General features: G+C 44.4%; 11 protein-coding genes and 1 tRNA gene. 2 read left to right on the forward strand and 10 right to left on the reverse strand.

Annotated elements, in window-relative coordinates:
• Positions 1 to 271 precede the first annotated feature (271 nt).
• Complete coding sequence (locus ICL80_RS10780; RefSeq protein WP_194212131.1) at positions 272 to 1411, forward strand: efflux RND transporter periplasmic adaptor subunit; 1140 nt, start codon at positions 272 to 274, stop codon at positions 1409 to 1411.
• 23 nt (positions 1412 to 1434) lie between these two features.
• Entirely contained in the window at positions 1435 to 4569 is a 3135-nt protein-coding gene (locus tag ICL80_RS10785) for an efflux RND transporter permease subunit (protein ID WP_194212132.1), read from the forward strand.
• A 63-nt stretch (positions 4570 to 4632) separates the two neighbouring features.
• Here the strand turns inward: ICL80_RS10785 and ICL80_RS10790 are convergent, their stop codons facing one another.
• From ICL80_RS10790 to ICL80_RS10835, 10 genes are all read right to left on the reverse strand, one after another.
• The gene (locus ICL80_RS10790; protein WP_194212134.1) at positions 4633 to 5406 is read right to left on the reverse strand and encodes a retropepsin-like aspartic protease family protein; all 774 of its coding nucleotides are present in this window, start codon (positions 5404 to 5406) and stop codon (positions 4633 to 4635) included.
• Between the two features lie 75 nt (positions 5407 to 5481).
• Positions 5482 to 6234 (reverse strand): MBL fold metallo-hydrolase, encoded by a 753-nt coding sequence (locus ICL80_RS10795; protein ID WP_194212137.1) that lies wholly within the window; start codon positions 6232 to 6234, stop codon positions 5482 to 5484.
• Complete coding sequence (locus tag ICL80_RS10800; protein WP_194212139.1) at positions 6231 to 7043, reverse strand: TatD family hydrolase; 813 nt, start codon at positions 7041 to 7043, stop codon at positions 6231 to 6233. The genes ICL80_RS10795 and ICL80_RS10800 overlap by 4 nt, the downstream gene beginning before the upstream one ends.
• Positions 7040 to 8593 carry a methionine--tRNA ligase gene (gene metG, locus ICL80_RS10805; RefSeq protein WP_194212141.1) on the reverse strand — a complete coding sequence of 518 codons (1554 nt, stop codon included), beginning with the start codon at positions 8591 to 8593 and terminating at the stop codon, positions 7040 to 7042. The genes ICL80_RS10800 and metG overlap by 4 nt, the downstream gene beginning before the upstream one ends.
• 21 nt (positions 8594 to 8614) lie before the next feature.
• Positions 8615 to 9724 (reverse strand): DNA polymerase III subunit delta', encoded by a 1110-nt coding sequence (locus ICL80_RS10810; RefSeq protein ID WP_194212142.1) that lies wholly within the window; start codon positions 9722 to 9724, stop codon positions 8615 to 8617.
• Positions 9717 to 10382 (reverse strand): dTMP kinase, encoded by a 666-nt coding sequence (gene tmk, locus ICL80_RS10815; RefSeq protein WP_228073428.1) that lies wholly within the window; start codon positions 10380 to 10382, stop codon positions 9717 to 9719. Before tmk ends, ICL80_RS10810 begins: the two co-directional genes overlap by 8 nt.
• Positions 10382 to 11560, reverse strand: coding sequence for a D-alanyl-D-alanine carboxypeptidase family protein (locus tag ICL80_RS10820; RefSeq protein ID WP_194212144.1), 1179 nt, complete (start codon positions 11558 to 11560; stop codon positions 10382 to 10384). Before ICL80_RS10820 ends, tmk begins: the two co-directional genes overlap by 1 nt.
• 37 nt (positions 11561 to 11597) lie before the next feature.
• On the reverse strand, positions 11598 to 12422 hold the full coding sequence (locus ICL80_RS10825; protein WP_194212147.1) for a septal ring lytic transglycosylase RlpA family protein: 825 nt from the start codon (positions 12420 to 12422) through the stop codon (positions 11598 to 11600).
• A gap of 38 nt (positions 12423 to 12460) precedes the next feature.
• Positions 12461 to 13507 (reverse strand): lytic murein transglycosylase, encoded by a 1047-nt coding sequence (locus ICL80_RS10830; RefSeq protein ID WP_194212149.1) that lies wholly within the window; start codon positions 13505 to 13507, stop codon positions 12461 to 12463.
• Positions 13508 to 13669: 162 nt separating this feature from the next.
• Positions 13670 to 13745, reverse strand: a tRNA-Lys gene (locus ICL80_RS10835).
• Between the last annotated feature and the right edge of the window lie 44 nt (positions 13746 to 13789).

Consider the following 13789-nt stretch of genomic DNA (forward strand, 5'->3'; position numbering starts at 1 on the left):
TCAATTGATTCGCATAATTTATATTATGGGAAATATTAAAAGTTATTTTACGAGAATATTTCATATCCTCCATAGCATCATTATTACATAGCCAGTTTACGAAGATTATAGGCCTGTATCATTTGTACTAATGTCAAAGGTTAAAACTTCTTTGTTGGAGAATTCCTAAACATGGTTGAATATATAACAGTAAGCCAGCCCGTCATCTGCTGGCTTATTTTAGTATGAAAATTTATGACTTTCTTGTGTGCCGTTGCCGAAGGGGTTTCAAATGGTTAATTCACGATTTTTTTACATAATCCTGTCATTGCTTGCAGGGGTGATCTCTGTTTCCGGGACCGCCAATGCACAGCATATGGACACCCCAGAGGTTGATATTGCCATACCAATAACCAAAGAAATTACGGAATATTATGAATATACGGGCCGCTTTAGGGCAACGCAGGAAGTTGAACTAAGAGCCCGTGTTTCTGGGTACCTAAAAGAAATTAGCTTCAAAGACGGTCAGGATGTCAAAAAAGGTGATACCTTATTTATCATCGACAAGCGCCCTTATATAGCAGCTGTAAAGCAGGCAGAAGCAAACCTTAAGCATGCACAATCAGCACTCGCACTCGCAAAACTTGAAGTGCAGCGCGGGGAAAGCTTGTTGTCGAGGGGGAATATTTCAACAGATGAAGTTGATAAACGGAGGGCCGATGTTATCGGCGCCGACGCAACTGTGGAAAGTGCAGAAGCAAGCCTGCAACTTGCTTTATTAGATCTTGAGTTTACTGAAGTTAAAGCGCCGTTCGATGGTAGATTAAGTGACCGGCAGGTTGATGTAGGAACGCTTGTTTCTGGTGGTAGTGAGCAGTCAACAATACTGACAACGATTGTGAGCACAGGCCCAATTTACTTTTATTTTGATGCCCCTGAAGCTGATTATTTACATTTCATTCGTATGGACCGTGCAGGCGAGCGAAAATCTGCTCGCTATGAAGTTAAGCCCGTGCAGGTACAGCTTAGCGATGAAGATGGTTGGCCACATGAAGGAGTTTTAGATTTTCTAGACAGTAAAATTGATACAAATGCGGGGACAATTCGGGCACGGGCTTATCTTGAAAACACTGAAAACCTGCTCCTGCCCGGCTATTTTGGCAGGTTACAGCTCCCTGCTTTTGGCCCTCATTCTGTGTTTATGTTGCCAGACCGGGCCATTGTCTCGGATCAGGGTCGCAAAACTGTCTATGTTGTATTGGCCGATGGCTCTGTAAAGGTAACAGAAGTTGAGCTTGGGCCTGTCATTGACGGCCTGCGTGTCATAAGAACGGGCATTAATGCTAATGATAACATCATTGTAAATGGATTGCTGCGTGTTCGCCCCGGTGTGAAGGTGAAGCCTAACACTGTCATTATTAGTGCTGAGTAATTGGCTGTATTTGGAGTATAAAAATGCGATTTACCCATACATTTATTGATCGGCCAATCTTTGCTACAGTGATATCGATTTTGATCGTTTTAATTGGGGCTATCAGTTATTTTGAATTGCCTGTGGCTCAGTATCCAGAGATTGCACCTCCCACAATACAGGTGAGTGCTTCTTATCCAGGTGCATCTGCTGAAATTGTTGCAAATACAGTTGCAACACCTATTGAACAGGAAATTAATGGTGTTGAAGGCATGTTATATATGCTTTCACAGTCTACTGGTGATGGTCGTTTGTCCTTAACTATAACTTTTGCTCTTGGAACAGATTTAGATGAGGCTCAGGTTTTAGTACAAAACCGAGTTGCAATCGCCGAACCAAGGCTTCCTGAAACGGTTAGGCGCTTAGGTGTAACCACCAAGAAAAACTCGCCAGACCTTATGATGGTAGTACATTTGCTTTCACCAGACAAAAGCCGGGATGCGCTTTATATATCAAACTATGTAAAAACGCAGATACTAGATCAGCTGGCTCGTCTTGATGGAATCGGAGAAGCAAGGATTATTGCAGAGCGCGCTTATTCAATGCGTGTATGGCTTAATCCAGAAAAAATAGCGTTATATAACATGACCGCGGGTGAGGTTGTGGAAGCTTTGAGGAAAAATAACCTTCAAGTTGCCTCGGGGGTCATTGATCAGATGCCTGTACCTAAGCAAGGGGATTTTGAACTAGGTGTTCGCACTCTTGGGCGGTTATCAAGCCCTAGTGAGTTTGAAAATATTGTTATTAAAACCGATTCTGAAGGGCGCACCACCCGAGTTAGGGATGTTGGTCATGTGGAGCTAGGTGCTCAAGATTATTCTACAAATGGTTATTTAGGCCTTGATCAAGCCCTACCTATCGTGATTTTCCAGCGCCCAGGATCAAACGCGCTAGAAACAGCAAACAATGTAGTCACTCTTATGGAAAAACTGTCCAAAAGTTTTCCAGATGGGCTAGCATATACCATTGCGTATAACCCTACAGACTATATCGCTAAGTCTGTTGATGCTGTGTATAGCACTATATTTGAAGCTGTTATTCTAGTGGTTTTGGTTGTAATTGTGTTTCTGCAGTCGTGGAGAGCCTCCATTATCCCGATTTTGGCAATTCCCATATCTTTGATTGGGACCTTTGCTGTCATGGCGCTTTTTGGCTTTTCAATTAATAATCTCACTTTGTTTGGGTTGGTTTTAGCCATCGGAATCGTGGTGGATGATGCTATTGTTGTTGTTGAAAATGTGGAACGCTATTTAGCAAAAGGATTCTCACCGAAAGAGGCTGCGCGCAAAACCATGACGGAAGTTGGTGGGGCCCTTGTTGCTATTGCTCTCGTATTATCTGCTGTATTTATTCCATCGGCATTTGTGCCCGGGATTAGTGGGAAATTTTATCAACAGTTTGCTCTAACAATTGCGTCCGCAACGATCATTTCTGCGCTGGTATCGCTTACACTATCCCCTGCTCTGTCTTCTATACTCTTAAAAGCACACACAGACTCTAAAGATCGTAAAGGTTTGCTGAATAAATTTTCAAATGCATTCAATAGCCGTTTTGACAAGCTTGCAAATGGATATGCACAGGTTACTAAAAAGCTTGTTAGGGCTACATTGATCATGTCCATTTTATATATAGGACTTAATGCTTTAACTGTTGTGCAGTTTAACCGTGTGCCAACTGGCTTTATCCCTTCGCAAGACTTAGGTGTTGTACTAACCCTCGTACACTTGCCTGCGGGAGCATCCTTATCCAGAACGGATCAGGTTATCAGGGATGCTAATAAAATTATAATGGACCACCCAGCGACTGTGAATGTTGTTGCTTTTGCAGGCTTTGATGTAGCGACTTACGCAAACTCGTCAAGTGCAGGGACAATATTCACAAGCCTTGCCCCCTACAGTGATAGACTGTCAGATGGTTGGACAGTTGATAAAATTGTACAAGACCTTCAAGCAAGGCTTTACCAAATAAAGGATGCCAGCATCATTGTAGTTCAGCCGCCTCCAGTGCGAGGTATGGGCAATGCTGGCGGCTGGAAAGCTTATATACAGGACCGAGGCGGTCTTGGACTTAAGGCTCTGGAGCAGGAAACCAGAAAGATGATGATGGCTGCCAATGAGGATGAAACTATAACGCAGGCCTATACTCTTTATGATACCGCAACGCCGCAAATCTATGCTGATATTGACCGGGTCAAGGCTGAAATGCTTGGAGTTCCACCTGAAAGGGTTTTTGAAGCTTTGGAAGTTTATCTTGGTTCAGCTTTTGTGAATGATTTTAACTTTCTTGGTCGAACATACCGTGTAACAGCGCAAGCTGATGGTGAGTTTAGAAATAATCCTAGGGACATAACCCGACTAAGGGCTAGGTCTGATCGCGGTGCAATGGTGCCGATTGGTGCCGTTGCAACTTTTAAAGACCAAACAGCTCCTTTCCGTGTGTCGAGGTATAATCTGTACCCTGCGGCTGAGCTACAGGGGGCGACAACAGCAGGGTTTTCTACGGGGCAAAGCCTTGAGGCAGTTGAACGTCTTGCCACTGAAAACCTGAACAACGGTTTCAGTATGGAATGGACAGAACTGGCTTTGCAGGAAAAAAGCCAGGGTGGCTCAGGTATGACCAGTTTTGGCCTTGCAATTGTTTTTGTTTTCCTTCTGTTGGCGGCTTTATATGAAAGCTGGCTATTGCCCCTTGCCGTTATTTTGATTGTGCCTATGTGTTTGCTTGCGGCTATGGCGGGTATATCAATGCGGGGAATGGATAATAATATCCTAACCCAGATAGGTTTGATTGTTCTTATTGGCCTCGCTGCAAAAAATGCAATTCTGATCGTGGAGTTTGCTCGGCAGTTAGAGCAGCAAGGCATGGATCGTTTTCAGGCTGCTATTGAAGCCGCACGTCTGCGGTTGCGACCAATTTTAATGACATCATTTGCGTTTATTTTTGGGGTTTTGCCTCTTGCAATAGCCACTGGTGCTGGATCGGAAATGAGACAGTCGCTAGGCACAGCTGTATTTGCCGGTATGATAGGTGTAACATTGTTTGGGCTTTTATTTACGCCAGCCTTTTATGTTATATGCAGGCGATTTGAAGGTAAAAAGAAACAGGAAGAAACTCCTTAACTAGCCACTAAAACGTACAGATAACAAAATAAACCTGCGCTTTATTTAGCGTGGGTTTATTTATTAGTGTCGCAAGATAAGAGTATCCCCTCTAAACTCTACGCTTGAAAAGTTTTTAAGTACCGACATCCCCATTAGAGAGCCACTCATTTCTGCACTGTTGATGGTAAGGGGAACATCATAATAGGTGCTGTCGCCCAAAACAAATGTTGTTGCGGTTGCCCTTGCAAAGGGAACCTTGCCACCTGCAGTATCCGCACTTTCACGGAAGCTGAGAGTACCATTCGAAAACCCTGACTTTCTTGCGTCTTCAGGGCTTAAAACAATATTTGAAGCGCCGGTATCCACCATCATTAATAAAGGGACACCGTTAAGGCGTGCCCTTACCCAGAAATGACCATCATTGGAACGATGTACAATCAGACCCTCATCGGTGCTTGTGACGCCAGCGGGATCAATACTTGCCATAAACCTGTCCCCCAAATCAGACCGGTAAAGGTAAAATAGCGATATCCCTGCAATAATGAGAGCCCAAAGCCCGGCAACCTTTATGATTTTTACTAAGCTAGCCCTGCTCCAAAAAGCAGCAGCACCGCCAAAGATAAATACGATGATCAGGCTTCTAACAAGATATGGATCAAATGAACTTGTTAGTGGAAAAGCAAGTGATAATCCAAACAGCATTAATGCCATGCCAATTAAGAAAATGGCAAGGCGTAGCACTTTTGGCTGTTCTCTGTGAAACTGCCGACGCTCTTCTTCTTCCATAAGGCGTTGAATTGCCTTACGTTGTTCTTCAACGCTTGTCTTTGGTACTTTCCAAGGGTCTTGAGCCATTTAGTTTCTTTCCCACACACTGTGTGTAGAATACGACAAGTTTATACATTCGACAATAACAGTGTATTCTGCAAACTATAGCTCGATAACCATACCATCAAAAGCTGGCTCAACACCTTGTGGCAGGTTGTTAACGAGAGTTTGATAGTCCATATCCCACGTCATATGGGTGAGAATAGCACAATCAGGTTTTAAGCGTTCTATCCATTCCAGTGTTTGCTTTAAATGCGAATGTGTGGGGTGAGGATCATACCTTAAGGCATCTACAACCCAGACTTTGACGCCGTCAAGTATATCAAATGCACTTTCAGGCAAACGATTCAGGTCAGTTGAATATGCCATGTCACCAAACCTGAAACCAAGACTTATACCTGAGCCATGTCCTTGCTCAAAGGGTATCATTTTTAGAGGACCCACATTCACGGGGCCGGAAATTTTATGCCCTGTGCACATTGCAGGATATCCTGCTTGGCTTTTAAAAATATAGTCAAAACGGTGCTGAAGAAGGCTTAATGTTTCTGCATCAGCATAGACAGGTAATTTTTCTCTGGATTGTTGGTAATATCCCCGCAGATCATCAATGCCGTGTACATGGTCGGCATGATCGTGGGTATAAAAAACAGCGTCTAACTTTGAAACATTAGCCGCGAGCATTTGCTCGCGAAAATCAGGTGTCGTATCTATAACGACCGTTGCACCTTCCTCTTCTACCAGTATACTTGCTCTACGGCGCCTGTTTTTTGGGTTTTTCGGGTCACATGCTCCCCAATGTTCAGGCAGTTTTGGTACACCGCCAGATGTACCGCAGCCAAGGATTGTTAGCTTCATGCACTTTCCCACGGTGAAGGTGGTGTAATTTTTGAAAACAGATTAAAAAAGTTTTGCGTGGTTGTTTCTCCAAGCTGTTTTACGTCTTCATTACGCAACTTGGCAAGAAACGTTGCTGTATCGGCAACATATGCAGGCTCACAGATCTTGCCGCGGTGAGGAACCGGAGCTAAGAATGGGGAATCCGTTTCTATTAAAAGCCGATCGCTAGGAATGGTTTTGGCACTTTCTTGTAAGTCTTTCGCATTTTTAAAAGTCACAATGCCTGAAATTGAAATATAAAAACCTAATTCAAGAGCAGCATCAGCAAGCCTTTGGCTTGCTGTAAAGCAATGGATGACACCGGTAAATGGGCCTTTCTTCATTTCAGACTGCAGCAACTGAATACAGTCATCATCAGCATTACGCGTGTGAACAATGATAGGTAACCCAGTTTGGCGACTTGCTTCAATGTGGGCAAGGAAGTTCACTATTTGCATGTCACGTGGGGCACTGTCGTAATAATAATCTAGCCCTGTTTCGCCTAAGCCGACAATTTTAGGGTGTTTTGAACGTTCACACAGTGCCTCAATAGCAACATCAGGTTCATTCTCAGCTTCATGAGGGTGAACGCCTACTGTTCCAAATATATCATCATAAGCTTCAATAATATCAATGATTTGGCTATATTCATGGAGTTTGGTATTAATGGAGAGCATACAACCAACTCCTGCGCCACGTGCTCTTTCAATGACAGCGGGCTGATCTTCTATAAGGCCTTTATAATTTAGGTGGCAGTGACTATCAACAATGTAGCCGTATTTGCTCATGCGGCATCATCCTCAGGCAGTTCAAGGCGTGGAAAGACACCAATTGGTGTAGGTAGTTCTACACCAGCTTTTAACCTTCCTGCTCCACCTAATTGGTCAAAGCCCCGTTCTGAGACATTAAGCTGATCCAGTATTTTCGCGGCGGATTCCGGCATTATAGGCTGAACAAGAATGGCAAGTTGGCGAATAGCTTCTGCCAATACATAGAGGACAGTTTTCATGCGCTCAGGATCTGTTTTCTTTAGCTTCCATGGTTCTTGCACCGTTATATAGGTGTCTGCGGCCGCTGCTTGTGCGAAAATGCTCTCGAATGCATGATGAAATGCTTGAGCATTTATATGGTCTCTTACAGTGTCAAGTAAATTCTCAACATTGCCTAATAACTCTTTGTCATCATTTGTTAAAGTGCTGCATTCAGGAATGAATCCATCACAATTTTTGGCGATCATGGAAAGTGTTCTTTGTGACAGGTTACCAAGCCCGTTTGCTAGGTCAGAATTACAGCGCAGAACAAATGATCTTCTGGAAAAATCTCCATCATTTCCAAAGGGAACTTCACGGAGCATAAAATATCTGACTGCATCAAGTCCGTAGGTGTCAATCAATTCAAAGGGGTCAATCACATTACCAAGGGATTTTGATATCTTTTGACCTTCATTAGTCCACCAGCCATGGGCAAAAACCCTTTTAGGCAGAGGTAGGCCTGCTGCCATAAGAAAGGCAGGCCAGTATACTGCGTGGAATCGAAGAATATCTTTTCCTACCATATGCACATTAGCAGGCCAGAAATTCTGATAGGTCTGACTATCCATGTTCGGATAATCTACAGCGGTTAGATAGTTTGCAAGAGCATCAATCCAGACATACATGATATGGCCGGGAACATCTGGCACAGGAACACCCCAGTTGAATGTTGTGCGCGATATTGAAAGATCATCAAGACCACCTTTTACAAAGCTTGTTACCTCATTTAAGCGTGACTTTGGCATTACAAAGTCAGGGTTGGCTTCATAGTAGGATAGGAGTTTGTCACCAAAGGCTGAGAGACGGAAGAAATAACTAGGCTCTTCTACCCACTCAACGGGCGCACCTGTTGGCGCTAGCTTTTCACCGGGTTTGCCGTCCTGAAGTTCACTTTCCGCGTAAAATGCTTCATCTCGAACTGAGTACCAGCCTGCATATTTATCTTCGTAGATGTGGCCTTTTTCGAGAAGAACTTTCCAAAGGTGTTGGACAGCATTTTTATGGCGCTCTTCAGTTGTGCGAATAAACTGATCGTTCGAGAAGTTCATGGCTGTGGCTAGCTCGCGGAAGCGCTCTGAAACCTTATCACAAAATTCTTGTGGTGGTATTCCCGCCTTTTCTGCAGACTTTTCAACTTTTTGACCGTGTTCGTCTGTTCCTGTAAGGAACATAACATCATAACCATCAAGACGCTTAAATCGTGCCATAACATCACATGCAAGCGTTGTATAAGCATGGCCTATGTGCGGCACATCATTTACATAATAGATGGGCGTCGTAATATAAAAGGACGGCCTATTGGTCATATATATCTCGTATCTAAAGGGTTATTGGCTATATGCCACGGCCGCAAGGGTTGTAAACATGCTGATTATAATCTGCTTTTTATCAAGATTTACAGCATTTGCCCTTTCGGCCAAGTTGCCCATCTTTTCCCACAGGTCTAGCCACTGATCAACCCCGGCAAGTGTAGAAATGCGTGCCATTTGAGTTTTTTCACCCGGAATGATGTCTGTAGTGTCACCATCATGCACCCGTATGCGGACCATGCGCTCTAGCCAACCAAGGAAAAGCTGGATAAAAAGCCTATATTCAGCATCTGCCTTTAGCGCAGCAAGCTGTTCAGCCAAGGCATGAACCTGAGGTCTATTGAGGCGGGGTAATGTCTCCAGAATAGTATATATTTTTGTATATAGGTTTATGCCACCAAGTGATGCCAGTTCAATGGCTCTTCCGGGCGCGCCATTTGCCAAGCGCGCGGTTGCGAGCAGTTCTTCATTACTCAGTGCAGGGTATTTACCTGCGAGAACTGCCTTTACACTGTCTTCGTGTAGGTTTTTTAATTTAAGGGCGCGACACCGGCTTCTAATTGTAGGCAACAATTTACCTGGTGAATGGGCAATGAGCAGAATAATGGATTTCGAGGGTGGTTCCTCCAGCACTTTTAGAAGGGCATTAGAAGCATTCGTATTCATTTCGTCGACAGCATCAATGATTGCTACCCGCCAGCCCCCCTCTGCACTGGTTTGCTCAAAAAACCGTATAAGGCGTCTGATGTCATCAATAACAATATCAGATCTCAATTTTCCGGTTTTGTCATTTATTGTGCGCTCTATTGTAATCAAGCCACCGTGACCACCTGATTCAATACGCTGTAGATCATTATTTTCTGGAGAAACAGTTAGTGATACCACCTCGGTTGGCAAAACGTCACCAAATAAGCTTTCACCTTCATCTTCACTTGAAGGCTGTGTTAGCAAAAACTTAGCAAATTTCCATGCTAGTGTTGCCTTTCCAATTCCTTTTGGGCCACTAATTAGCCACGCATGATGCAGACGGTCAGCATTGAAGGCATCAAGAAACTGCCTTTCAGCATGCTCGTGTCCTGTAAGACCACGCGTAAAACACGGGTGGTTATTTTCTACATCCTCAGTCATTGGGCAGGTTAAATTTCTGTTTTACTATTTGTCGTATAGTAGTTTGTATTGAATCTACTGTTTGATCTGCCTTAACAACCTTACAGCGCTCTGGCTCATCTGAAGCTATAGCAAGGTACGCCGCCCTCAATGTTTCATGAAATGACAGATCAAGGCGCTCAAATCTGTCTTCACTATCAGTTTTAGCGTTTTCTCGTGATTTAGCCCGCGCAAGGCCAATTTTAACTGGCAAGTCCAAAATGAGCGTAAGGTCAGGCTTGAAAGCATCAAAAGCAAGGGTTTGCATATCTTTTATATAGCGTGTACCTAAAGCGCGCCCTGCCCCTTGATACGCAATAGACGAATCAAAAAAACGGTCACAGAGCACCCATTTGTCAGTTGCAAGAGCAGGTTTTATTGTTCGTGCAATATGCTCAGTTCTTGCAGCTGTCATAAGCAGAGCTTCTGTAATCGGGGTCCATCTGTCTACAGCACCTTTTACAAGCAGGTCTCGTATAAGTTCTGCACCATCAGAGCCGCCAGGCTCTCGCGTACAAATGGATGGTATCCCCTGAGAGCTAAGCCAATCAGCAAGCAGGCGGATCTGAGTTGACTTGCCGGCCCCCTCGCCACCTTCAAGCGATATGAACTTTGCTTTCAGAGGTTTATTGTCTGCCACTATTTTTGCTCTTTTGCGCTGCCTGCTGACCCAAACAACATATATTCAAGTGCGGCACCAATTTTCCCAAAGCCGCCAACTTCTTCTATAGTTTCGCCAGCAAGAAGTGGTTTTCTAATTTCAGCTCTATCTGGCATTTCAATCACAAGTTCACCAACTTGCTGCCCTTTGGTTAGAGGTGCAGGGACTGGGTTTGCGTATTCAATGCGTACTTTCATTTGGGCTCGTTGCATGCGTGACATTGTAATAGCGACATCTTCGCCGATGACGAGAGGTACTGTTGCTGAGTTACCGAGCCAAACTTCAGCATAGTCGATTGTCTCGCCCGTGCGAAACAAAGGGTAATGGCTGAAGTTTCTAAATCCATATTGCATTAAGCGCTCGCTTTCGCGCATGCGCTCGCTTGTTGACGATAGTCCACCAACCACGAGAACAAGCCGTCTGCCATCACGTTCTGCTGATGCAACCAAGCCATAACCTGATTCTTCTGTATGGCCGGTTTTTAGACCGTCTGCACCGGGGAAACGCCCGAGTAGAGGGTTTCGGTTATATTTGTTGGAGTGAAAATCTTTATACACATATTCGCGCTCAGCAAAAATTGGGTACAAGTCAGGAAACTCAGTTGAAAGTTTCTGCGCTAGGATGGCTAAATCATGAGCAGACATTTCATGCCCGTCTGCTGGCCAGCCATTAGCATTTTCAAAATGGCTATTTGTCATGCCTATCTCATGGGCTTTAGCGTTTAGCCATTCTACAAAAGTACTATGAGATCCGGCCATATGTTCTGCAAGTACAACACAGGCATCATTTCCAGAGAGGACAATAATGCCCTGCAAGAGGTCCTTGACTGTCACAGTATCACCAGCGCGCAGAAACATAGTGGAACCTCTATTGTTCCAGTTGCGCCATGCATCATCGGATACAATCACTTCATCAGATAAGCGAAGTGTGCCTTGCTTTATAGCGTCAAATGCCAAGTAAATAGTCATTAACTTGCTCATCGAAGCTGGGGGAAACGGTGTATCAGCATTTTTTTCAAAGAGAACACTGTTGGTGCTGGCGTCGAGGAGGATAGCCTCACGCGCGGGCGTTTCCATTCCTTGTGCAAGCACTGGTAATGCTAACCCAACACTCAAGCATGTGATTGTTATGATGTGCCCATATAGCTTCTTAAACATGATACTTCCTTGGCTTAGGTTAGAAAGGACTTTGGCCCTATTTTACTGATTCTGATAAGATACGCGCTTCATAAAAACCATCTGCAACGATACGGTCAAGTCTTTGCTGTGCGATTAACCGTTCAACAAAAGGCCCAACCCGAACGCGCCAAAATGTTCCATTCGAATTTCTTGTTTGCTCTACTAGTGCACGGTGTCCAAACTTAAGCAGACGTTCTGCTTGTTGCTCGGCATTAGCACGCTGGCTGTAGGCACCAATCTGTATGTAATGGGTTTCGTTTGAAATTACCACTGGGTCATTGGTGCTGGCTACAGGAGCTTGTGGTAAGGCATCAGAAAGGCTTTCTGTTACAATAGTTTCCGTGGATACTGATTGCGGTCTTGGGCTGCTCTTCTCAGGCTTTCCGTGTTCATCAACAGCCTGAACACGGACACGAGTGGTGCCTTGTTTGTCAAAACCAAGCAATTGTGCCCCTCGTCGTGATATATCAATGATCCTGCCGGGTACAAAAGGGCCTCGGTCATTAACTCGAAGAATAATAGAGCGGTTATTATCAAGGTTCGTAACTTTAACAAATGTCGGTAATGGTAATGTTTTATGAGCGGCGGTTAGCGCATTCATATTAAAGTATTCACCATTTGCAGTTTTTTTACCGTGAAAATCCTGTCCGTACCATGAAGCAATACCTACTTCATCGTAGCCGGGATCTTCTTTAGGATGATACCAGACGCCGGCAACCTTATAAGGTGTACCAACCTTCCTTTTTACACCCTGATCACCTTTTGGCAGTTCGCCGTCATCAGGGTAGCGACCTGAAGGGGCTGTTTTCTGAGGTGCTGACGAACACGCAGCAACAAACATACAAAAAATTGCTATTAATAGGATGCGGGAAAGCTGCATTATTTTATAGTATCCGACAGAAGGCCAACAGAAAGTGCGTATTTAAACGATGGGTTATAACGCATGATTGAGCAGAAGTTACGGTATACAAGATACCCTTCATCATCACCCTCGTCTGCAAACACAAGCGCGGCAGGTATCTGTACATCAGGTAAATTACTACCATCCCACCTGCGAAGACCAAGGTCTTGCCATTCTTTGAGGTCTTTCCAGACTCCAAGTGACTTGTAAGACTTACAATATTTATCAGGTTCTAAGCCGTCTTCTTGTTTGCCAACCAATGTATGCTCACCATTTTTGGGCAACCTTACTTTCCGGCCCCAGGTTTCATTATTTTTCCAGCCAAATGAACTAAGGTAATGGGCTATCGAACCAAATACATCAGCTTTGTTGTCCCATATATCCCTTAATCCATCACCATCCATGTCTACAGCATAGGCAAGATAAGCTTCTGGCATGAATTGAGGTTGGCCCATTGCGCCTGCCCATGAGCCTTTCATGTTGTCCGGGTGTGCATAGCCTTTATCTAAAATCTCAAGGGATGCAAAAAGCTCTCGGCGAAAACGTGGGCCCCGGCGCGTATCGTAAGCTAGAGTAGCAACGGCATCAAAAACAGAATAGGTGAGAGGAACGGTGCCATAATTTGTTTCAATACCCCATATGGCAGCAATAAAACGGTTTTGCACACCGTATTTGGCTGCTGCGGCACTTAGGGCCGGTTCATGCTCTACCATCATTGCGGCGCCCTTCTCACGTCGCCACTGGCTAACCCTACTTTGAAGGTAAGCTACATAGGTTTGCTTAACTTCAGGCTGGTTCCTGTCCTGACTAATAACACGTTTAATAGGGTGTATAGTGGGTAAAACACTATTTAGTGTAGCTTCTGAAATCCCTTTATTTAGCGCCTCAGTTCGGACCCCTTGAAGCCAGCTTTGGAAAGCAGCATCTTCCTCTACTGTAGAGGATGCGTCTTGTGCAGAAAGATTATGTGCAAGCACCATACTCGCAATAAGATAAAGGCTTATAGTACCTCGTAAAAATAACATGCGAGCTTCAACTCCTGGCTACTGATGAATACGTCTGACTTTAGGATGGACTGCCCTATAAAGACAAGGCTAGAAACACGCCTTTTTCGTGGCACACATAAAATTTATCTGGAAGCCTGTAAAAATAAAAGGCCGACACATTTAAGTGTCAGCCTTTTGAAATGGTGAGCCCGACGGGATTCGAACCTGTGGCCTACTGATTAAAAGTCAGTTGCTCTACCAGCTGAGCTACGGGCCCTCACACATGTTGGAAGGTAATTTCCTTCCGAACGCGGCGGAACA

Origin of the sequence: Kordiimonas pumila, from assembly GCF_015240255.1 — a bacterium.
GTDB classification, from domain to species: domain Bacteria; phylum Pseudomonadota; class Alphaproteobacteria; order Sphingomonadales; family Kordiimonadaceae; genus Kordiimonas; species Kordiimonas pumila.